Here is a 21,554-nt window from a genome sequence, read left to right as displayed (position 1 = left end):
GGCACCGTGCCAGCTGGTGCCGTCAGCTCGCGGTGGCCGCGCCCGTGCGGGCGTCGACGGTGACCGTGCGCTGCGCGCCGTCCACGGTCACCAGGACCGTCCACACCGGCGCCGACTCCGGACCGCCGAGCACGGCGGACACCAGCCTGCTGCCGGACACGGTGTTCGTGGCGGTGCTGGCCGCGGCTGCGGCGTCGACCGTGGCCGCGGTGGCGCGCGCCGCGTCTGCCGCCTTGGTGGGCGCGTCGCTGTCCCTCGGGAACGGACCCGAGGTCACCCGACCGAGCGTCGCCGAGACGACGGACTGCGTGCGGGAGCCGTCCGGACCCGCGACGAGCACGGTCCAGTTGTCGCCCGAGCCGGCGAGCGAGATGACCGTGCCACCGCCGGCTGCGGCGACACCCTGCGCCGAGACCGCGGCGAAGTCGACGGTCTCGGGGTCGTCGACGCCGCTGCCGTTCCCCGTCCCGGTGCCGGTGCCGTCATCGGCCCCGGCCGACGGTCCGGCGGACGGGACCGCCGGGACGGACGTCGACGAGGGCGGCGACGCAGGTGACGACGGAGCGACGCTCCGGGTCGGGGTCGGGGAGGCCGTCCGGTGGTGTGAGGCCGAGGGGGTCGGGTCGGGGGCGCCACCACCCGAGCAACCGGTGAGCACGGTCGCCGTGACGGCGACCAGGAGGATCGAGGCGGTGCTGACCGGACGGAGACGACGCGACATGGGTCCGATCCTGACAGGCCACCCGGCGCACACCCGACGACGACACGGGCGGTTCACCGCATCGATGCCGAGCCGTGACCGGCGCTGGTGACCCGGGCCGTCAGAGGTCGGCGTGCAGCTGCCAGGTCTCGAGTGCCGAGTCCCGCCAGTCGAACATCCGGGCTCGGTCCGGTCCGACGACGGCGAGCTTCTCGGCCAGGAGGCGGTCGTTCACGACCTGGTAGACCGCCTGAGCCAGGCGCGTCGGGTAGGAGTCGAGCGGCATGCGCTCGACCGTCACGCCGGCGTCGGAGGCGACTTCCCGGACCGCCGGGTCGTCGGAGTGGATGACCGGGGTGCCGAAGCTCATCGCCTCGACCACGGGGAGGCCGAAGCCCTCGGCGAGGCTCGGGAACACGAACACCGTCGCGCGGTCGTACACGGTGGCGAGGTCGGCGTCGTCGATCCGGCCGAGGATCTTGACCCGGTCGGCGGACAGACCGGCGCGCTCGGCCGTCTCGACCACGTCCACGTCGCCCCAGCCGTCGGGTCCGGCGATGACGAGGGGTACGTCGGTGGGCGCCTCGGGGTGGGCCATCGCCCGGATGAGATGGTCCAGGCCCTTCCGGGGCTCCAGCGTGCCGACCGCGAGGACGTAGCGATCCGGCAGGCCGAGCCGCTCAGCGCGGACGGCGGCGTCCACCGGGACCCGGAGTCTGCTGCTCGGCGCGCCGCCGATGACCCGGATGCGGTCGTCGAAGCGGTGGATCCGGTTGAGGTCCTCGGCGACGGCGTGCGTCGGGACGACGACGGCGTCGGCGTGGCGGAAGGCGCGCTTCACCATCGCCTTGTGGAAGTGCACCCCGCGCGGCGTCAGGGTCTCCGGGTGCGACCACGGCACGGTGTCGTGCACGGTGACGACGATCTGGTTCCCGAGGTCACGTGTCCGGTCGTGCCGGACGAGGGGCGCCAGCACGCTCGGCGCGTGCACCATGCCGTGCGACGCTCCGCGGGCCATCCCGAGCTGCCACGCGAGCGAGAGCTCGCGGCGGGGGAGCGCCAGGCGGTCGATGCCGGCGATCCCGGGGAACAGGGTCCGCAAACGCTGCATCTCCGACGGCGACGCCGCCGACACGATGCCCTCGACGTCGCACCCGTCCGGCGCGGTCTCGACGAGTTGGCGGGTGAGTTCCTCCGCGTAGCGTCCGACACCGCCCGGGACCGGGGAGATCACCTGGTCCACGATCACGCGGAGTGTCGTCATGGAGCTCCTCTTCGGATCGCGGGGTCGGACAGCGGCCCAGACACTACCAGGGCCGCCGGGAGAGGCGCCGACCGTGCCCGGTGAGCGATCCTCGCGCGCTAGGCTTGTGCGGCAATCGACGAGGGGAAGCCTTGACCACCGTGAGGAACGACGCGCTGCGCCGCATCGCAGACCCGCGACGGGTCATCGTCGTGCTCGAACACCCGTGGACGCTCCGGGTCACACTGATCGTGTTCGTCGTCGTCGGCGCGTTCCTGTCCGTGGCCGTGCACATGCCGGTCGTGGACGGGGTCGGGCACGTGCCGTACGCCGGCACGATCGCCCCGGACGAGGGGCGACACATCGCCAACATCCTCTTCTACGCCGGACGCAGCTGGACCGCCGGGCCGATCATCACCGATGCCGCGCCGCACCTGTTGACGATGGGTGAGATCGAGCGCTTCCCGAGCTACGTCTACTACTACCTGATGAGCTTCCCGGTGAAGCCCCTGATCGACCTCGGGGCGCCGTACACCGTCATCGTCGTGATGCTGCGGGCCGTCAACGTCGTGATCGGCGCGCTCGGCCTGGTCGTCATCCACCGGCTGTTCCGCGTGATGGGCTTCTCCGCGTCCATCGGCGCACTGGCGGTCATCGTGGTCGCACTGACCGGGCGCTACGAGTGGCAGAGCGCCGGCGTGACCTACGACACCCCGGCGAACACCCTGTTCTTCCTGTGCCTGTACTGGTGTGCCCGGATGATCCGTTCGTCGGACCGGCACTGGGGGCACCTCGTCCGTGCCGTCACGTTCGGCATCGCGGCGATCATCGTCAAGTACACGTTCGTGCCCTTCGTGATCGTGGCCCTCGTCGTCGCTGTCGTCCTCGTCATGCAGCGTGACGGTCTGCAGGCGTACGCGCACCCGGTCCGGCGACTCGGTGCTGCCTTCCGTCTCCGCCCGGTGGTGTCGTCGCTGTGGGCGCTCTTCCTCGCCGTCACCTCCGCGATCATGATCGAACGCACCGGCGGCAACCTGCTGCGCTACGGCCAGTTCAACCCCGCGTGCGTGAAGGTGCACACGCACCAGCAGTGCCTGTCGTTCGACATCTACCGCCGCAACTACATGGCCGAGCGGGCGCACGACGTCGCGATCCTGCACGGCACCCCGCCGGACCAGTTCGACCTGTTCCGCTTCATCGGCGACTGGGTCAGCTCCTACTTCCAGACGATGTTCTTCTACCGCGGTCGCGACACCGAATGGCAGGTCGTGACGGGCGTGCAGGTGGTCGGTGGCGTCGTCCTGATCATCGCGGTCGTCGCCATGCTGCTGACCATGCGCACCCTGCTCCGGACACGGGCGTTCGTCTGGGGCACCGTGGTCACGTCGACCTACCTCGTCGCGATGTTCTTCTTCAACCTGCGTACCTTCCTGCGGCTCGACAACCAGTACGCCTTCGCCGGCCGGTACATCCTGCCCGTGTACCCGCTGCTCGTCGCGTTCGCGATCGTGTCGGTGATCGCCCTGTGGCGCACGCTGCCGCCCGGGTGGCGCCGAGCACTCGCGCTGCCAGCCGTGGTCATCGCCGTGGTGGTCGCCGCGACCTACGCGGGTCCGTTCGCCTTCGCGGCGTACGCCCACGACCCGAGCTGGTACACGCCGCTGGCGCAGCGGGTCCTGCCGCACTTCCTGACGGGGGTCCGATGATGAGCACGCAGACGACACCGTGGTACCGCCGCCGTCGATGGTCCGTCGGCACGGCCGTACTGGTCCTGCTCGTCGTGGCCGTCGGGTACGAGTACGTGTCGGCCGGGCCCGCACCGACCACGGTCTCCGGGTGCACGATCGTCCCGGGCGCCTCGGTCGGATCGCACGCCGAGTGCGCCGGGCTCGACCTCGTGGACGCCGACCTCGCCGGGGCTGACCTCCGGCTCGCCGACCTGCACGGTGCCGACCTGCGTGGCGCCGACCTGAGCGGAGCGATCCTCTACGGCGCTGACCTGCGCGGCGCGGATCTCCGGCGGGCCGACCTGTCCGACTCCGACCTCTCCCAGGCGGACCTGACCGGCGCGTCGCTCGGCGCCACCGACTTCACGAACGCCGGGATCTCCGGCATGGTCGTCGAGGACACCGTGCTCGCGTCGTCGCAGTACTCCCGCTGGGTGGAGGACGACGACCCGGTGCTCGTGACCCTGACTGCCGGCAACCAGCCCGGGATCACGAACAACACCTGCCGCGAGCTCGAGGGGCTGTACTACCCGGGGCAGACCGTCGTGACGTGCCGGCTGAGCACCGATGCGCGCTACGACAACACCCTGTCCTACGGCCGGACCGTCGAGGTCAAGCGGCCGCCGGTGATCACCGCACCCGAGCAGGTCTCGCTCCGGGTCGGTCGCCCCGCATCCGTGCAGCTCCACGCGGAGAGTCCGTTCCCGACCGTGTTGACGGCGTTCTCGAAGTCGCTCCCGGCCGGGCTGCAGTGGGACCCGGAGACCCAGCGGATCGTCGGCGAGCCCACCGCGCGCGCCGTCGGCACGCGGACGCTCGAGTTCATCGCGGACAACGGCCGACAGGTCCGCTCGACGATCACCTTCACCGTGACGCGCTGACCGGACGACGACGGCCGACCCCGCGGATGCGGTGGTCGGCCGTCGTCGTCGGTCCGGGCGAGGCCCGTCTCAGGCTGCGAGGACCCCTGCTGCGATCGCCGCATCGAGCGCGTCACGCCAGTCGCGGAGCGGCGCGATGCCGACGGCGGTCCAGGCGTCGTGACCGAGCACGCTGTACGCCGGTCGGGGTGCCGGGCGCACGAAGGCGGCGCTGTCCGTCGGGAGCACGCGCTCCGGATCGAGCCCGGTCCCGGCGAAGATCGCCCGGGTGAAGTCGAACCATGACGCCTGCCCGCTGTTCGTCCCGTGGTAGACGCCGGCCGGGGCTTCCGCGTCGAGCATCGCGACGATCTGCCGCGCGAGGTCTCCGGTCCAGGTGGGCTGGCCGACCTGGTCCGTCACGACGCTCACCGTGTCGTGCGATGCGGCGAGTCGGACCATCGTCTTCGCGAAGTTCGGGCCGCCCGCCCCGTACAGCCAGGCCGCGCGCACGATGTACGACGAGTCCGGGGCGATCGCGCGGACCGCGTCCTCGCCGGCGGCCTTCGTCCGTCCGTACGCACCGATCGGCCGCGTGGGTTCGTCCTCGGCGTACGGCGAGGTGCCGGTCCCGTCGAACACGTAGTCCGTCGACACCTGGACCAGCCGGGCACCGGCTGCGACGGCGGCGGTGGCGAGCACCGCCGGCCCCCGCGCGTTCACGGCGAAGGCGTCGTCCTCGTGCGACTCGGCGTCGTCGACCTTGGTGTACGCGGCGGCGTTGACGACGACGTCGTGTCCGGCGACGGCGGCGGCCACCGCGTCCTGGTCGGTGATGTCGAGGTCGGCGCGGGACAGTGCGGTGACGTCACGACCGGCGAGGGCCTGCTGCAGGTCCTGGCCGAGCATGCCGGCCGCCCCGGTGATCAGGTACCGGGTCATGCGATGGCCGCGCGCTCCTTGAGCGGCTCCCACCAGGCGCGGTTGTCGCGGTACCACTGCACCACGTCGGCCAGACCCTGCTCGAACGGCACCTGCGGCTCGTAGCCGAGCTCGGCCTGGATCTTCGAGATGTCGACCGAGTAGCGCAGGTCGTGCCCGAGACGGTCGGCGACGCGGTCGACGTACGACCAGTCCTTGCCGGTGGCGTCGAGGAGGAGCTGCGTGAGCTCCTTGTTGGTCAGTTCGGTGCCGCCGCCGATGTTGTAGATCTCGCCGGCACGACCGCGGGTCAGGACCATCGCGATGCCGCGCGTGTGGTCGTCGACGTGCAGCCAGTCACGGATGTTGTCGCCCTCGCCGTAGAGCGGCACGTGCCGGTCGTCGATGAGGTTCGTGACGAAGAGCGGGATGACCTTCTCGGGGAAGTGGTACGGACCGTAGTTGTTCGAGCAGCGCGTGATCGACAGGTCCAGCCCGTGCGTGCGGTGGTAGCTGCGGGCGAGGAGGTCGCTGCCGGCCTTCGACGCCGAGTACGGCGAGTTCGGCTCGAGCGGACGGTCCTCGGCCCAGGAACCCTCGCTGATCGAGCCGTAGACCTCGTCGGTCGAGACGTGCACGAAGCGCTCGGTGCCGTGGCGCAGGGCCGCGTCGAGCAGGCGCTGGGTGCCGACGACGTTCGTCTCGACGAAGATCCCGGAGTCGCGGACCGAGCGGTCGACGTGCGACTCGGCGGCGAAGTGCACGATGGCGTCGACCGTCGGGACGACCTCGTCGAGCTTCGCGGCGTCGCGGATGTCGCCCTGCACGAAGGTGTAGCGGGGGGAGTCGGCCACCGGGGCCAGGTTCTCGAGGTTGCCCGAGTAGGTCAGGGCGTCGTAGACGACGACCTCGGCGCCTTCGAGACCCGGGTAGGCGTCCTCCAGGGTCCGACGGACGAAGTTGGAGCCGATGAAGCCGGCCCCTCCGGTGACGAGGATCTTCACGCTGGTTTCCTTTTCGGTGGCCGATGGGCGTCGGCGGAGGAGCCGACGGCGGTCGGCCAGCAGTCTAGTGGGGGAGGCGTGCCGCCGGGGAGGAGGCGCTCAGTCCCCGTACCGCGCGAGTTTCTGCAGGTCGAGCTGCTCCTCGGCGAGCGTCCGGTTCAACCGGGTCAGGTCCGCGACCACACCGATGGTGATCGAGAGCAGGGCGCTGATCATCAGCACCATGCCGAGGATGAGCGACTGCAGGTGGTTGCCGCCGCTGTCGGTCCAGAGGAGCACGAGGTACCGGACGAAGGGGATGAGCCCGGCGACGCCGAAGACCGCGCTGACCCAGGCGAACAGGGCCATCGGGCGGTACATGAGATACACGCGGGCGATCGCCGACCCGGACTGGAACATGTGCTGCCAGATGTTCTTGAACAGCCGCGACTCGCGGGTCTTCGCGTTGGTCGTGATCGGGATGCTGGCGATCGCCAGGCGCTTGTAGCCCGCCTGGACGATGGTCTCCATGCAGTAGCTGAAGCGCGTGACGATGTTGAGCCGGATGAGCGAGTACTTCGAGTACGCGCGGAACCCGCTCGCGGCATCCGGCAGGTCGAGCCCCGCGGCCCGGCTGGCGACCCAGGAGCCGAACTGCTGCATGGCCTTCTTGAAGCCGGAGAAGTGCTCGATGGTGCGGGTCTGCCGGTCGCCGATGACGATGTCTGCCTCGCCGTGCAGGATCGGCTGCACGAGCTCGGTGATGTGCGCCTGCGGGTACTGGTTGTCACCGTCGGTGTTCACGACGATGTCCGCACCGTGCAGGAGCGCGTAGTCGACGCCGTCGCGGAACGAGCGTGCGAGGCCCATGTTGGTGGTGTGCCGGACGAAGTGCCGGACGCCGTGCGCCTTCGCGACCTCGACCGTGCGGTCGGTCGAACCGTCGTCGATGATCAGGACCTCGATCTCGTCGATGCCCGGGATCGAGGTCGGGATCGTCTCGAGGACCGAGGGGAGCGTCTGCTCCTCGTTGAGGCAGGGGATCTGGACGAACAGTTTCACGAGTCGGTGGGTCCCTGGTGTCGTCGGCCGGCGCGGTGATCCGGGTGTGGGAAGTCGGCGACCATCCTACGTGGGCGCACAGACTGCCAAGTCTATGCAGCCTCATGTGCCCGCGTGCCACGATGGGGCCATGGCAGCCCTCCGGTCGACCGTCGCCCGTCTCCTGGGGCGGACCACCCCGACCCCGTCCGCTCCAACCCCGCCGCTCGTCGGCTTCGTCGTGCACGGCGCAGGTGGCGTGCACCCCGCTTCCGCGCACGTCCGCGTGACCGGCAGGATGACCGCTCTCGCCGCCTCCGGCGCTGCACGGGTCGCGCAGGTGGACCCGGTGCGCTGGGCGGACGGCTCCGACACCGCGCACCTCGACGTGCTCCTGGTGCAGCGCGACGCGTTCCCGCTCGCCGCGCTCGACGCCGCCCTCGCCCGCGCGGCGCGGGAGGGCACCCGGGTCGTCGCGGAGGTCGACGACGACTTCTTCACCCCGGAGGCCCGTGCCCGGTTGGCGCAGGCCGAGTACGACCCCGACCGCCTCGCCGCCGTCGACCGCGTGGTGCGGTCCGCCGATGCGGTCGTGGTGTCCACCGAGCCGCTCCGGCGGGTGCTCGCCGCGGAGGGCGTCGACGCCGTGGTCGTGCCGAACGGTGTACAACCCGGCCTCTGGGACGCCGACGCGGACGGGGTGCGCGCCCGTGACACCGGCGGGACCCGTCGCGTGCTCTACATGGGGAGCGCCACGCACGGCGGCGACCTCGACCTGCTGCGCCCGGTCTTCGCGGAGGCGACGGACGACGATGGCCGTCCGGTCCGGCTCGAGGTCGTGGGCGTGACCGGGGACGACGCGACCTGGTTCGACCGCCTGCCGTTGCCGGGCGACGCCACCCACTACCCGGACTTCGTCGCGTTCCTCCGCGCGCACGCCGGACGCTGGTCCGCCGGGGTCGCCCCGCTCACCGGGGACCGGTTCAACGACGCGAAGAGCGACCTCAAGTTCCTCGAGTACACGATGCTCGGGCTGCCCTTCGTCGGGTCCGACCGGCCGTCCTACCGCGGCGCGGACCGGCACGGTGGCCTGCTCGCCGGCGACGACCCGGCGGCGTGGCAGGAGGCCCTGCGCACCGCCTTCCGCGAGGCCGACGACCGGGTGGCGCGCGCTCGCCGGTACGTCGTGACGGAGCGCACGGTCGGGGCCGACCAGCCCGGCGAACGGGCCTGGCGGGCCGCGCTCGGCCTGTCCTGAGTCGGTCGGGCGAGGCGTCCGCACGACGTGCGGGGGCGCTCCCCGCGGCGGACGTGCCCCTTGCTAGGCTGCAGCGGTGCAGATCCGCGAACTGAAGATCCCCGGCGCGTGGGAGTTCACGCCCGTCCAGCACGGCGACGCCAGAGGGGCCTTCCTCGAGGCCTACCGCGCCGACGTGCTCGAGGAGACGGTCGGACACCCGCTCGACCTCCGGCAGGTGAACATGTCGATCTCGTCGAAGGGCGTCGCCCGCGGCATCCACTACGCCCTCGTCGCACCGAGCCAGGCGAAGTACGTCACCGCCGTCCGCGGCGCGTTCATCGACTACATCGTCGACATCCGCGTCGGCTCCCCGACGTTCGGGCAGTGGGACGCGGTCCGGATCGACGACGTCGACCGCCGTGCCGTCTACCTGTCCGAGGGACTCGGCCACGCCATCGTCGCGCTCGAGGACCAGAGCACGGTGAACTACCTGGTCAGCGCGCACTACGACCCCGAGCGCGAGAAGGGCATCAGCATCCTCGACCCCACGGTGGGCCTGGAGCTGCCGGACGGCATCGGCGAGCCGGTCCTGTCCGAGAAGGACACGAGCGCTCCGACCCTCGAGCAGGCCGCGGAGCAGGGGCTCCTCCCGACGTACGAGGAGTGCATCGCCTACACCGAGTCGCTCCGGACCAAGAACTAGGAGGGGCAGCCGATGAAGGGCATCATCCTCGCCGGGGGATCCGGCACGCGTCTCTGGCCGATCACCAAGGGCATCAGCAAGCAGCTCATGCCGATCTACGACAAGCCGATGGTCTACTACCCGCTGTCGACCCTCATGATGGCCGGCATCCGCGAGGTCCTCGTCATCACGACGCCGGAGTACAACGACCAGTTCCGGGCGTTGCTCGGTGACGGGTCGGCGCTCGGCATGGACATCCAGTACGCCGTGCAGCCCTCCCCGGACGGCCTCGCGCAGGCGTTCGTCATCGGCGAGGAGTTCATCGGGGACGACAGCGTCGCCCTGGTCCTCGGCGACAACATCTTCCACGGCACCGGCCTCGGCACGAGCCTGCAGAAGAACAACACCGTCCAGGGCGCGACGATCTTCGCGTACCACGTGGCCGACCCGACCGCGTACGGCGTGGTCGAGTTCGACGACGACTTCACCGCCGTCTCGATCGAGGAGAAGCCGGCCGAACCGAAGTCGAACTACGCCGTCCCGGGCCTGTACTTCTACGACAACGACGTGGTCGAGATCGCGAAGACCATCGAACCGAGCGCCCGCGGTGAGCTCGAGATCTCCACCGTCAACGAGCGCTACCTCGAGGCGGGCACGCTCGGCGTCGAGGTCCTCGACCGCGGCACCGCGTGGCTCGACACCGGCACCTTCGAGTCGATGATGCAGGCGTCCGAGTACGTCAAGGTCATCGAGGACCGCCAGGGCCACAAGATCGGGTGCATCGAGGAGATCGCCTGGCGCAACGGGTGGATCGACGACGACGCCCTCGCGGTGCTCGCCGCCCCGCTCGCGAAGAGCGGCTACGGCGTCTACCTGCAGAACCTGCTCCGCGGCTGACCGTGGCGCTGCGTGGCCGGCTCCGGCGCACCCTGGCCGGTGTCCGGCCGACGTCGGACGCACGCGCTGTGGACGCAGGGGCGTCCGACGGGAGCGGGCCGCGCCTCCCGGTCGACACGTCACTCGAGACGGCGCCCCCCGTCGTCGAGCAGGGCCCGGCCGGAGCGTTCGACGCCGTCGTCACGGTGGCCGAGGGTGCGTACCGGGACGGCGCCCACGTGCGGACCGTGCAGGCGCTGACAGCGGCGGGGGCCGCGCGCGTCGTCGTCACCGTGTACGACGTCCACGCCGGGCCCACGAGCACGTACCCGCCGGTCACGGCGGGCGACGGCTGGACCGTGTCCCGGGACACCGTCGCGGCGACCTGGGGCGGCGCGGTCGCCGCCGCCCGGCCGCTGCTGCGCGCCCCGCTGGTGCTCGTGCAGGACGCGTCGATCGCGCTGCCGGACGGCGCCGCGGCCGCACTGGTCGCCGCCGTCGCGCCGGCGGGAGCGGGAGGCACCGTCCCACCCGACCGGGAGGCCGTGGTCGCCGTCCCCGTCGTCCGCACCCGCGACGACGTGGTGGCGAGTGCGGGCGCGGCGCTGGTGCAGGGCACCGCCCCGGTGACCGCCCTGCTGCGTGGGCACCCGGCGGAGGACGCCGAGCGGCTCCCCGACGGTGTCGCGGCGTTCGCCGGCGACGAGCCCTGCTTCGCGGCACGCACAGCGCACCTCGCGCTTCCGGTCCGGACCGTCGACACCCGCACCGCGGTCGCCCGACTGACCCGGGACACCGCCGACGCCGCCGGCGGCACGTGCGTCGTGCTCCCGCTCGGTCGCGTCTACCGCACCGGGACCGTCCGTGAGCGGCGCATCGACACCGACGGCGCGGACGCCCTGGCGGTGTGGCGGGATCGCGGCGACGACAGCGCCGAGCGGGTGCTCGCCGCGCTCGACCTCGCCGTGGGCACCGTGGCCGCCGACCCCGCCGCGGCACCGGTGGCCCTCCGCGAACCGGTCCTCCGAGCCGAACGCGGCCCGTCGCGCCTGACGGCGCGTGAGCGCGGCGAGCGGCTCCGGTGGTCGGTCCGGATCGCCGCACACCCCGGCCCGCGCGGCGACGACTGGGGGGACACGTTCTTCGCGCGCGACCTGGCCGCGGCCCTGCGGTCCCTCGGGCAGGAGGTCGTGGTGGACCACCGCGAGTCGCACGCCCGTCCGCTGTCGGAGCACCTGGACGACGTCACCCTGACGCTGCGCGGGCTCGACGACACCCCGGTGCACCCCTCGGCCACCAACGTGCTCTGGGTCATCTCGCACCCCGACCTCGTGACGCCCGCGGAACTCGCCCGGTACGACCTGCGGTTCGCGGCCGGCCCCGTGTGGGCCGAGCGGACCGAGGCGGCGACCGGTCTGCCGGTGGCCCCGCTCCTGCAGGCGACCGATCCGGAGCGCTTCCACCCCGGTGCCGCCGAGGACGCCTACGCCGGCCTGGACACGGTGTTCGTCGGCAAGACCCGGCAGGTGTTCCGGCCGGTCGTCTCGGACGCCCTGCAGGCGGGGGCGGACCTGGCGGTGTGGGGCGAGGGCTGGGCCGGCCTGGTGCCGGAGGGGGTGCACCGCGGGACGTTCGTGCCGAACGAGGACCTGCCGGCCCTGTACCGGAGCGCCCGGGTGGTCCTCAACGACCACTGGGACGACATGGCACGGGACGGCTTCCTGTCGAACCGGCTGTTCGACGCCGCCGCGTCGGGTGCGCTCGTCGTGACGGACCCGGTGCCCGGCGTCGAGGAGCTGTTCGGCGGGGCGGTCCTGCCCTACCGCGACGTCGCCGAACTGCGGACGCTGCTGGGTCGGCGGGACATGGCCTCCGACGACGAACGCGCCGAGCGCGGCTCGCGGATCGGGACCGAGCACTCCTTCCGCCGACGAGCGGAGACGCTGGTGGACGCCGTCCGGCAGCACCGGCGGCACCGGACGACCTGACCGGGTCCGGCCCAGGTCGAGCCGGGCTCGGCCCGGGCGCTGTCCGACGTCAGCGCGAGCGGACCCGGCGGGCCAGACCGGCGGCCCGGTCGGCCACCTGCACGATCCGGCGCTGGCGGAACGCCGCCGTCTCGGCCCGGGCGGCTTCGGCGCGCTCCCGCTCGAACTGCACGGTCTCCCGCAACGTCGTCGCGGTCGTCTCGGCCGCGCGCAGGGCGTCCTCGAGCTCGTCGATCCGCTCGTCGCGCGACGCCACCGCACGCCCGAGGGTCTGCAGCTCGTGGAGCTCGTCGGCCGGGACGAGGGGCTCGGCCGGGGTGTCGAGCGCCGTCGAGCCGGCCCGACGCAGCACCTCGGCGATCGTGTCGTCGCGGGTGAAGGGGCCGGTCGCGGCGTCCTCGTCGGTGACGAAGCGGAGCGAGAACACGGCCTGCAGCACCCCCTCCTGCAACCGCCGGTAGTCGCGCATGCCGTGGTGCCGGGGGCTCGGGGTCAGGTCCGGGTTCGCCTCGTAGCTCCGACCGCTCACGTCGACGCGGTGTTCGTACTGCGCCCAGGACCGCCACGGCAGGTGCAGGACCTCGAGTTCGAGCCCGGCCGGCACGGGTGCACCGTTCGCGACGCTCGCCCGGTGGTTGCCCTGCACGACGGTGACGCCCGGGTCGCCGACGTGGACGGTGTTCGGGGTCGGGGGAGCGACCAGGCCGGCGGCACGCAGCTCGTCGACGGAGCGCTCGTCCCGCCAGTGGAGACGCTCGAGGCCGGCACCGGACGTGGCCATCGCGCCGGTGAGGTTGACGACGGGCACGAAGAACGCGCCGACCACCGGGTCGAGCTCCTCGAAGACCTGCCGGACCGTCCGCGTCCGGTCGACCGGCACGATGAACTCGTCCGCGTCGGCGTTGACGACCCAGTCCGCGCCGTGGACCGATGCGGCCTCGCGCGCCATCGTCGTGACGACGACGCCCTGCTGCTTCCGGTGCACCGGGTCGTGTCGCAGGTCCACCGTGACGTCGTCCCGCTCGGCGAAGGCGGCGAGCAGCTCGGCCGTGCCGTCCACCGACCCGTTGTCGGTGATGACGAAGACGTCGAAGCCCTGGGCGACGTGGTGGTCGAGCCAGGCGGTGATGACGTCCGCTTCATCGCGGACCATCAGGGTGACGGCGAGGATCATGGGGTGCGCTCCGGTTCGGGTGGGGATGCTCCCTGAGAGGTTATCGGGGTTCAGCGCGTGTGCGTGGCGCGGGCGCGGACGGTGAGCGCCACCCGGAGCGCGACGCGGAGCGGCCAGAGCCACCAGGCCGAGTACTTCTGCGCGAGGAAGCGGTAGGCGCTCTCGTGGTGCGCACGGCGCATCCGGTCCGAGGACCCCTGGGTCGCGGTCCCACCGACGTGCGTGGCGACGGCGGCCGGTTCGTACACGTTCCGGTAGCCGCTCCGGCCGATCCGCCAGCCGAGGTCCACGTCCTCGAAGTACATGAAGAAGCCCTCGTCGAACCCGCCGAGGCGGTCGAACACGTCGCGGCGGACGAGCACGCACGCGCCCGAGAGCCAGCCCGCGTCACGGCGGCCGGTGTGGTCGCCGTCCTGCCGGTACCGCCTCGTCCACGGGTTGTCCTGCCAGACGTTCGCGAACACGGCGTGCCCGAGACCGGTGCGGAGGGACGGCACGAGCCGCGCCGACGGGTACACCTGCCCGTCCGTCTCCAGCAGCTTCGGGCCGACGGCGCCGATCGTCGGGTCGGACTCCGCCGTCGCGACCATCCGGTCGAGGGCGGACGGTTCGAGCACGACGTCCGGGTTCGACACGAGCACCCAGCGCACGTCGGGGGCGAGCGTGGCGACGGCCCGGTTGACGGCCGCACCGTAGCCGAGGTTCGCACCGACGGCGACGAACCGGGCACCGGCGGCCTCGGTGACCGCGCGGAGCTCGTCGGCGGTCGTGGAGTCGTTGTCCGCGACGACGACCTCGACGTCGCGTCCGCTGGCGGCCGGCACCGACGCGAGGAACGGGGGGAGGACGTCGACCGACTCGTACGTGACCGTGACGACGGCGACCCGCGCGGGGTGCGTGTCCGTGCTCATGCGAAGACCTCCAGGTGGCGCTCGGCGCACGCGGCCCACGTGAAGGTCGCGGCGCGGGCCTCGGCGCGGGCCGTCCGTTCGGCCCGGAGCTCCGGCGCCTCGGCGAGCAGCACGGCGAGGGCGTCCGCGATCGGGCCGGCGTCCGGCTCGGTGTAGGTCACGGCGTCGCCGCCGACCTCGGGGATCGCCAGTCGACGGGTGGTGAGGACGTCCGCGCCGGAGGCCATCGCCTCGAGCACCGGCAGGCCGAAGCCCTCCGCGGTGCTCGGGTAGACCACGACGCGCGCGCCCCCGAGGAACGCGCGGAGCTCCTCGACCGGCAGGTACCCGAGGTAGCGGACCGGGGCACCGGGGACGTCACCCGCGGCGGTGAGCTCGGCGCGTGCGTCCTCGTCCCAGCCGAGTCCGCCTGCGACCAGCAGCGCCGGCACCGCCGCGCCGCCACCGTCGGCAGCCCGTGCGGTGAGCGCGCGGTGCGCGGCGATGAGCTCCGGCACCCGCTTGCGCGGTTCGACCGTGCCGAGGAAGGCGATCCACGCGTCGTCGCCGAGCGCGTGCGCCGCACGGAAGGCGGCCGTCTCCGCGGCCGTCGGCACCCGGAAGAGCGTGCGGTCGACCCCGAGGTGGGCCACGACCGTGGGACGCGCCGACCGACCCGCCAACCGGTCGAGCTCGGCGACGGTGGCGGCGCTCGGCGCGACCGTCCGTCGGGCGAGTCGCCGTGCGAGACGGGTCCAGGTCCGGAAGAACAGCACCTTCAGGCGCGAGTGCGCGGCGGGGTCGGAGAAGAACGTCGCGTCGTGCAGGGTGACGACCGTCCGGGAGGCCCGGGTCACCGGGAACGTGTAGTGCGGGCTGTGCAGGACCTCGGCGCCGACGCGACGCGCCGTCACCGGCAGCAACGTCTGCTCCCACACGAGGCGCAGCGGACGGGAGGCGGTCCACCGCGGTGCCGCGTGGTAGCGGTGTCCGGGTGCGGTCCCGCGCAACCAGGCGAGGTCGCCCGGCTTGACGACCACGTCGACACTGACCTCCAGCTCGGCGAGGCCCTGCAGCAGCCCGGCGATGTAGCGGGCGACGCCGCCGCGGTTCGGCGGGATCGAGGTGGCGTCGACGAGCACGGGGAGTGCCCGCACCTCAGCTGACCTGGCGCTCGGTGGTCCGCGTCCAGGCGATCCCGGACTGCGTGTCCTCGTCGACGACGACGAACCGCGCCGCCTCGCGCTGGATGACGATGTGCTCCCCGTTCGGCTTCGCCAGGAAGACGTGCACGAAGTACTGGCCGCCGCCGAGCCGCAGGTCGTGCAGGTGCCACTCGACGGTCGCGGTCCCGCGCAGGGGGTCGTGACGGGTCTCGAGCTGCCGGCTGTCGACGCCGAAGGCGGGGTGCCCGAGGTGGTTCTCGATCTTGATGCCCGCGCGCCACTCGGGCAGGACCGTGGTGTGGGAGAACGTCGCGCGGACGACGAGGTCGTCGCCGTGGCGGTGCTCGGCGCCCGCGGGCTTGCCGGGGATCTCGAGCTCGACGTGCTCGACCTTGCCCGGGCTGGCGGTCTCCTCCGGGTGGTTCGCCTCGACCTCGGCGACGCGGCGGTCCTCGAGGATCTCGCGGAAGTTCTTCACGGCCAGCCGTGCCGACCCCTGGAACATCACCTCGCCGTGGTGCAGGACGACGGCGGAGTCGCAGAGTTCCTGGACCTGTCCGAGCGAGTGCGACACGAGGATGATCGTGCGGCCCTGCTCCTGGAACTCGCGGATCTTGTCGAGGCACTTCTTCTGGAACTGCTCGTCACCGACGGCCAGGACCTCGTCCACGAGCAGCACGTCGGGGTCGGTGTTGATCGCGACCGCGAAGGCGAGCCGGACGTACATGCCGGACGAGTAGAACTTCACCTGGGTGTCGATGAAGTCGCCGATGCCGGAGAACTGCAGGATGTCCTCGAAGCGGGCCTCGGTCTCCTCCTGCGTCTGCCCGAGGATCGCGGCGTTGAGGTAGACGTTCTCGCGGCCGGTCAGGTCCGGGTGGAAGCCCGCGCCGAGCTCGATGAGGGCGGCGAGGCGACCGCGGCGTTCCACGGTGCCGGTGGTCGGCTCGAGGATGCCGCCGATGGTCTTCAGCAGCGTCGACTTGCCGGAGCCGTTCGGGCCGAGCAGACCGATCGTGGTGCCGGCCGGGATGTCGAGGCTCACGTCCTTGAGCGCCCAGAAGTCCTCGCTGTGGCGACGGCCAGCACGCCCGAGCGTGACCACGCGCTCCTTGAGCGAGTTGTCCTTGCGGATGGTGAAGCGCTTGGAGACGTTCCGCACCGTGACGACGGCGGGGGCGTCGGAGAAGGGCGAGGTCGTGGCCTGCGTCAGGTCGTTGTCGATGCTCATCGGATCAGATCTCCTGGGCGAAGTTGCCCTGCAGCTTGGCGAACACGCGCTGGCAGGCGACGAGGGCGACGAGACCGACGACGCCCGCGATGACCAGGCGGAGGAGCAGGTCGGACGGGTACTGCGAGTCGTTCCCCGCCGTCCAGAACGCCCGGTGGATCCCGAGCACCGCGAGCGTGATCGGGTTCGCCGTGTACAGGTTGAGCAGCCAGGTGTTCGCGGCGTTCGACACCATCTGCCAGCTGTAGACGATGGGCGAGCCCCACATGAGCAGCAGGACCAGGACCTCGACGAGGTACTGCATGTCACGCAGGTACACGTTCGCGGCCGCGAGCAGGAGCGCGAGCGCCGTCGCCCAGATGAGGATGACGAGCGTCGCCGGGAAGAAGTAGAGCAGGTCGGGTCGCACCCAGTCGAAGCCGCTCTGCAGGACCGCTGCGGCGAGGAGCACGACGAGCTGGACGCCGAAGTTGAACAGCGCGGCACCGACACTGGCCAGAGGGTAGATCTCCCGCGGCAGGTAGACCTTCTTGATGAGCCCGCCGTTCGACACGATGGACGCCGTCCCGGAGGCCACGATCTCGCTGAACAGCCCGTAGAGCGTCAGACCGGAGAACACGTAGATGGCGAACTCCGGGATGTTCCGCGACGCGCCGAGGATCTGGCCGAGCACGAAGTAGTAGATCGCCAGCTGCACGAGCGGACGGATCAGCGTCCACGCGAAGCCGAGCGCACTGTCCTTGTACCGGGACTTCAGGTCGCGCCGGATGAGCAGGTCGAGCAGCTGCCGGTGGGCGAACACCTCGCGGATCGACCCGAGCACCGCGGTCGCAGGACGACCGGCGGGGGCCATGCGCTCCTGACGGAGACGCTCGAACCGCTCGCTGACGATGTTGCTCATGGGTTCCTCACGTAGGTGCGCTGGGGCGACGGACAACTGTACATCGGCCTCCGGGCGGGGCCGCTGCGACGGTCAGCGCCCGTTCTTGCTCTCGCGCATGATGCGCACACGGTTCTGGACCTTCTCCCGGAGACCGGACACGCCGTTCTGGCGGAGGTACCAGGTCGCGAGTCGGACGTCGCGGACGACGCCGTGGCGGCTGTTCGCGATCTCGTGGAACTGCATCTCGCGCTGACGGGCCGGGCTGAGCGCGACGCGCGGACGGCTGCCCGCCGTGACCGATCCCGCCGGCACGGCGGCGTCGTGCGCGCGGTCCGCGGCGACCTGCGGGTCCTTGCAGAACTCGACGAGGGGAGCGAGCGCACGCTCCCACGTGAAGTCGTCGCGGACGCGGCTGACGGCAGCCCGGGCGGCGGCGGCGGCCTCCGGGTCGTACAGCATCGACTCGAGCGCGGCGGCGAGGGCGTCGACGTCGCGTTCCTTCACGGCGACGCCCATGCCCTCGGCCGCGACGAGGTCGCCGAAGCTGTCGCCGTCGGTCGTGACGATCGGCAGGTTCGCCCACATGTAGTCGAGGATGCGGGTGCGGAACGAGAAGGTCGTCTCGATGTGCGCGAAGTGCGTGCTGACACCCGCGTCGGCCTCGAGCAGGTAGTTCTGGCGGTCGTCCAGCGCCACCCACTGCTCGTTGAAGAAGACGTGCTTGCCGGTCAGGCCGAGCTGGTCGCTGATGCGGCGCGTCTCGGCGACGATCGCCATCTCGGGCACGTCCGGGTTCGGGTGTGCGACACCGAGGAAGAACAGGCGGATGTCGTCGTGGCGTTCGGCGACCTGGGCGACCGCGCGGACGAGCGACGGGGTGTCGAACCAGTTGTAGATGCCACCGCCCCAGATGACGACCTTGTCGTCCTCGCCGATGCCGGGCGTGACGCCACGGATCGCCTTGCGCTCGTGCTGCGGCGGCCGGGAGTCCATGCCGAACGGCGCGATCGCGATGAGCTTGTTCAGGTTGTCGTCCGCCAGGTAGTTGTCCGGGTTGACGCGACCGACGGCGGCGAGCTGCCCGAGCCAGAACAGGCGCTGCCGTTCCGATGCACACAGGAAGAAGTCACCGCGCTCGAGCTGCGCGTTGATGACCTCGGTGGTGCTCGTCACCTGGTTGCGCCAGCCGACGTCACCGTTGTCCCGGGCCTGCTCGAGCTGCTCGAGGTGCATCGGGTCGTAGAGGTCGACGACCATGATCTTGTTCGACTTCTGCAGGGTCGTGAAGTGGTGCAGCGCGTAGCCCTGGAAGAAGATGACGTCCGCCCACTCCTCGTGCTCGCGCATCGCGCGCTCGTGCTGGAGCGGCACGCGCGTCACCTCGAAGGCGTCGGACTTCCGGTTGGCGACGTTCCAGGTGACCAGGCGCACGTCGTTGTCCGAGGACAGGGCCTCCGCGATCTTCCAGGCCCGCATGCCCGGGCCGGCCATCTTCTCGCCGAGGGCGTCCCCGGTGATGACGAGGACCTTCGTGCGGTGCATCGGCGCCTCGATGTCGAACGCCTCGAGGATCGCGCGGTAGCCCTCCAGGAAGTAGCCGTCCTCGAAGAGCGGCTTGAACGCATCGCCGAACAGGCGGAAGACGTCCTTGTCGCTCCGGACGCGCTGCGACTGGATCCGACGACGCTCCTCCGACAGGCGGGGGAGGTCCGCCACGAACTGGTCGAGCGCGAAGAACCCGGCGACGGTCTCCTTCGAGATCGGCGTCAGCGCGTCGAACTCGTCGGGTGCGCCGGTGAACCGACGGATGTCGAACTCCTCGGAGTCCCGACCGCTCTTCGCGACCGCGCGGCGGGCGAGGAGGGCGAGGGCGGCGGGGAGGAAGACACCGAGGTTCTCGTCCGACAGGTTCTTGTACAGCAGGTGCAGGGCGTTCCGCTCGAGCAGGTACATCTCGCGGTGGTCGCCGAACGACTTCATCGAGCCGTGGTGCTTGTGGAACACGACCGAGCGCGGCGCGAACCGGACGCGGTAGCCGAGCAGGTTCAGGCGCCAGCCGAGGTCCACGTCGTCGTAGAACATGAACAGGCCCTCGTCGAACCCGCCGACCTCGAGGAAGACGTCCCGGCGGACGAACAGCGCAGAGCCGGTGCCGAAGAGCAGGTCCTGGGGCTCGTCGAACCGGCCGTCGTCGAGCTCGGCGATGTGGTTCTTGTAGCCCATGCCGAACCAGCTGAGCCCGGACTCGACGAAGTCGATCGTCCGGCCCTCCCAGTCGAGGACCTTGCTCGCCACGGCGGCGACGCGGGGGCTCGGTGCGAACCCGGCGATGCCCTCCTTGACCCAGTCGACGTGCGGCTTCGCGTCGTTGTTGAGGAAGGCGACGACGTCACCGGTGGCTTCGCGGGCGCCGAGGTTGCTGCCGCCGGTGAAGCCGAGGTTCTCCGCCGAGACGATGATCCGGACGTTCGCCTGGTCGCCGAGGGCGGCACGGAGCCGTGCTTCGCTGTCGTCGCCGGAGCCGTTCTCGACGACGACGATCTCCAGCCGGTCCGCCGGCCAGTCGACCTCGCTCAGCCGGGCGATGCACTCGAGGGTGTCGTCGGTCCCGCGGAAGTTGATGACGACGACGGACACGCGGGTCGCGGAAGAGGACATGGTGTGGACTCCGTACGTCGACTGGCAGCGGAGCGCGGAGGGCGCGCCGCGGGTTCCCCGGAAGGCGGCACCACTATACCGAGAAGTGCACGGGCCTCCCGGGGTGCGGGGTGTGCCGTCCCCGCACCCGCGGGTCTGCCTGGGAGACTGTGGGCGTGGACGTCTCCGTGGTCATCGTCGACTGGCACCAGCCCGTCCTCACCCGTCGCGCCGTCGAGTCGGTGCTCTCGCAGCGCGTGGACGCCTCGGTCGAGGTCGTCCTCGTCGTGAACGAGGCCGACGAGGCGACCGTGCGGGACTACCGCGCGGACTTCCCGTCGCTCGTGGTCGTCCCCGAGCCGACGAACGCCGGGTTCGCCGGCGGGGTGGCGCGGGGCATGGCGGCGTCGACGGCGGCCGTGGTCGTGCTGGTCAACAACGACGCCGTCGCGGACCACGGGTTCCTGGAGCGCGGGCTGGCCGCGCTGGCGGCCGGCGGAGCCGGGACCGCCGCGGTCGCCGCGACGGCGGTGCTCGAGGGGCGGTTCGTCCCGGTCGACGGCCGTGCACCGCGCTCGGACGACGACCTCGTCGCCGCCGACGGTCGCCGGTGGCGACGGACCGCGACCGGTGGCGTGACCCTGGTCAACGGGACCGGGGTCGTGCTCGACCGCAACGGCAACGGCCGCGACCGGGACTGGCTCCGACCGATCGACGACGCCCCCGAGCACGCGCCGCTCTTCGGCTTCTCCGGCGGTGCCGCGTTCCTCCGACGAGAGGCGGTCGAGGCGGTCGGCGGCTTCGACGAGTCCCTCTTCATGTACTACGAGGACCTCGACCTCGCCTGGCGGCTGCGGCTGGCCGGTCACCGCATCGGCTCCGCCCCGGACGCCGTCGTCGTCCACCGGCACGCGGCGAGCTCGGGGAGCGACTCGCCCCTCGTCCGCTACCAGAGCATGCGGAACCGGCTGCTGGTCACCGCCCGCAACGCGACGGCCGGCATGCTCGCCCGGGTCGTCGCGCGCACCGTCGTCCGCATGGTGGAGGACCTCCTCCGTCCGGGTCGCGCACAGCTCACCCCGGCCACGTGGGCACGGCTCGTCCGGGAGGCACCTGCCGCGCTCCGGCGGGCGCGCCGCCTCCGCCGGTCGGACGGGACGAGCCGGGCGGCACGCAGCGCCGTCGAGGCGTCGCTCGAGGGCGCTGCGCGCCGCGACGCCCCGGCCGCCTGAGGCCTGAGCCACCGTTCAGGCGCCTGCGGGGACGGCGGGCAGCCCGGGGACCACCGGGCGCACGGGGCGGTGCGGGCCGG

Annotated in this window: 18 protein-coding genes; 7 read left to right on the top strand and 11 right to left on the bottom strand. The window is 71.8% G+C overall.

Features of this window, described 5'->3' with window-relative positions; genetic code table 11:
* Nucleotides 1-22 precede the first annotated feature (22 nt).
* On the bottom strand, nucleotides 23-721 hold the full coding sequence (locus tag DEJ34_RS10200; protein WP_110911097.1) for a hypothetical protein: 699 nt from the start codon (nucleotides 719-721) through the stop codon (nucleotides 23-25).
* Nucleotides 722-821: 100 nt separating this feature from the next.
* On the bottom strand, nucleotides 822-1,964 hold the full coding sequence (locus tag DEJ34_RS10195; RefSeq protein WP_110889943.1) for a glycosyltransferase family 4 protein: 1,143 nt from the start codon (nucleotides 1,962-1,964) through the stop codon (nucleotides 822-824).
* 131 nt (nucleotides 1,965-2,095) lie between these two features.
* Here DEJ34_RS10195 and DEJ34_RS10190 point away from each other — a divergent pair, with 131 nt between their 5' ends.
* Together DEJ34_RS10190 and DEJ34_RS10185 are read left to right on the top strand one after the other, a co-directional pair.
* The gene (locus tag DEJ34_RS10190; protein WP_110911096.1) at nucleotides 2,096-3,649 is read left to right on the top strand and encodes a hypothetical protein; all 1,554 of its coding nucleotides are present in this window, start codon (nucleotides 2,096-2,098) and stop codon (nucleotides 3,647-3,649) included.
* Nucleotides 3,646-4,551, top strand: coding sequence for a pentapeptide repeat-containing protein (locus DEJ34_RS10185; RefSeq protein WP_110900577.1), 906 nt, complete (start codon nucleotides 3,646-3,648; stop codon nucleotides 4,549-4,551). The genes DEJ34_RS10190 and DEJ34_RS10185 overlap by 4 nt, the downstream gene beginning before the upstream one ends.
* Before the next feature lie 69 nt (nucleotides 4,552-4,620).
* Here DEJ34_RS10185 and rfbD read toward each other — a convergent pair whose 3' ends face one another.
* The 3 genes from rfbD to DEJ34_RS10170 form a co-directional block, all read right to left on the bottom strand.
* Nucleotides 4,621-5,472, bottom strand: coding sequence for a dTDP-4-dehydrorhamnose reductase (gene rfbD, locus DEJ34_RS10180; protein WP_110900578.1), 852 nt, complete (start codon nucleotides 5,470-5,472; stop codon nucleotides 4,621-4,623).
* The gene (gene rfbB / locus DEJ34_RS10175) at nucleotides 5,469-6,455 is read right to left on the bottom strand and encodes a dTDP-glucose 4,6-dehydratase (protein WP_110889939.1); all 987 of its coding nucleotides are present in this window, start codon (nucleotides 6,453-6,455) and stop codon (nucleotides 5,469-5,471) included. Before rfbB ends, rfbD begins: the two co-directional genes overlap by 4 nt.
* 99 nt (nucleotides 6,456-6,554) lie before the next feature.
* Entirely contained in the window at nucleotides 6,555-7,496 is a 942-nt protein-coding gene (locus tag DEJ34_RS10170; protein WP_110889938.1) for a glycosyltransferase family 2 protein, read from the bottom strand.
* Nucleotides 7,497-7,626: 130 nt separating this feature from the next.
* Here DEJ34_RS10170 and DEJ34_RS10165 point away from each other — a divergent pair, with 130 nt between their 5' ends.
* From DEJ34_RS10165 to DEJ34_RS10150, 4 genes are all read left to right on the top strand, one after another.
* The gene (locus DEJ34_RS10165; protein WP_110911095.1) at nucleotides 7,627-8,733 is read left to right on the top strand and encodes a glycosyltransferase family protein; all 1,107 of its coding nucleotides are present in this window, start codon (nucleotides 7,627-7,629) and stop codon (nucleotides 8,731-8,733) included.
* Nucleotides 8,734-8,809: 76 nt separating this feature from the next.
* A complete protein-coding gene (locus DEJ34_RS10160) occupies nucleotides 8,810-9,418 on the top strand; it encodes a dTDP-4-dehydrorhamnose 3,5-epimerase family protein (protein WP_110824517.1) in 609 nt (202 codons plus the stop codon).
* A 12-nt stretch (nucleotides 9,419-9,430) separates the two neighbouring features.
* The gene (gene rfbA / locus DEJ34_RS10155) at nucleotides 9,431-10,294 is read left to right on the top strand and encodes a glucose-1-phosphate thymidylyltransferase RfbA (RefSeq protein ID WP_110911094.1); all 864 of its coding nucleotides are present in this window, start codon (nucleotides 9,431-9,433) and stop codon (nucleotides 10,292-10,294) included.
* 68 nt (nucleotides 10,295-10,362) lie between these two features.
* Nucleotides 10,363-12,261: a CgeB family protein gene (locus DEJ34_RS10150; RefSeq protein ID WP_146236893.1), complete on the top strand. Its 1,899-nt coding sequence runs from the start codon at nucleotides 10,363-10,365 to the stop codon at nucleotides 12,259-12,261.
* Nucleotides 12,262-12,310: 49 nt separating this feature from the next.
* Here the strand turns inward: DEJ34_RS10150 and DEJ34_RS10145 are convergent, their stop codons facing one another.
* The 6 genes from DEJ34_RS10145 to DEJ34_RS10120 all read right to left on the bottom strand — a co-directional run bounded on the left by DEJ34_RS10145 (nucleotide 12,311) and on the right by DEJ34_RS10120 (nucleotide 20,263).
* Complete coding sequence (locus DEJ34_RS10145; protein ID WP_110911092.1) at nucleotides 12,311-13,435, bottom strand: glycosyltransferase family 2 protein; 1,125 nt, start codon at nucleotides 13,433-13,435, stop codon at nucleotides 12,311-12,313.
* Between the two features lie 50 nt (nucleotides 13,436-13,485).
* Entirely contained in the window at nucleotides 13,486-14,346 is an 861-nt protein-coding gene (locus tag DEJ34_RS10140) for a glycosyltransferase family 2 protein (RefSeq protein WP_110900582.1), read from the bottom strand.
* Nucleotides 14,343-15,482: a glycosyltransferase family 4 protein gene (locus tag DEJ34_RS10135; RefSeq protein ID WP_220032808.1), complete on the bottom strand. Its 1,140-nt coding sequence runs from the start codon at nucleotides 15,480-15,482 to the stop codon at nucleotides 14,343-14,345. The genes DEJ34_RS10140 and DEJ34_RS10135 overlap by 4 nt, the downstream gene beginning before the upstream one ends.
* Nucleotide 15,483: 1 nt before the next feature.
* On the bottom strand, nucleotides 15,484-16,722 hold the full coding sequence (locus tag DEJ34_RS10130) for an ABC transporter ATP-binding protein (protein WP_110824512.1): 1,239 nt from the start codon (nucleotides 16,720-16,722) through the stop codon (nucleotides 15,484-15,486).
* A 4-nt stretch (nucleotides 16,723-16,726) separates the two neighbouring features.
* Entirely contained in the window at nucleotides 16,727-17,623 is an 897-nt protein-coding gene (locus DEJ34_RS10125) for an ABC transporter permease (RefSeq protein ID WP_110911091.1), read from the bottom strand.
* Between the two features lie 72 nt (nucleotides 17,624-17,695).
* Entirely contained in the window at nucleotides 17,696-20,263 is a 2,568-nt protein-coding gene (locus tag DEJ34_RS10120; RefSeq protein ID WP_110900583.1) for a glycosyltransferase, read from the bottom strand.
* A gap of 155 nt (nucleotides 20,264-20,418) precedes the next feature.
* Between DEJ34_RS10120 and DEJ34_RS10115 the strand changes: the two genes are divergently transcribed.
* Complete coding sequence (locus DEJ34_RS10115) at nucleotides 20,419-21,474, top strand: glycosyltransferase family 2 protein (RefSeq protein ID WP_181422219.1); 1,056 nt, start codon at nucleotides 20,419-20,421, stop codon at nucleotides 21,472-21,474.
* Nucleotides 21,475-21,554: the final 80 nt, after the last annotated feature.

Origin of the sequence: Curtobacterium sp. MCPF17_050 (genome assembly GCF_003224435.2) — a bacterium.
In the GTDB taxonomy this organism is placed as follows: domain Bacteria; phylum Actinomycetota; class Actinomycetes; order Actinomycetales; family Microbacteriaceae; genus Curtobacterium.
The sequence above is the reverse complement of the archived record's forward strand: the minus strand, read 5'-3'. Positions and strand labels throughout refer to the sequence as shown.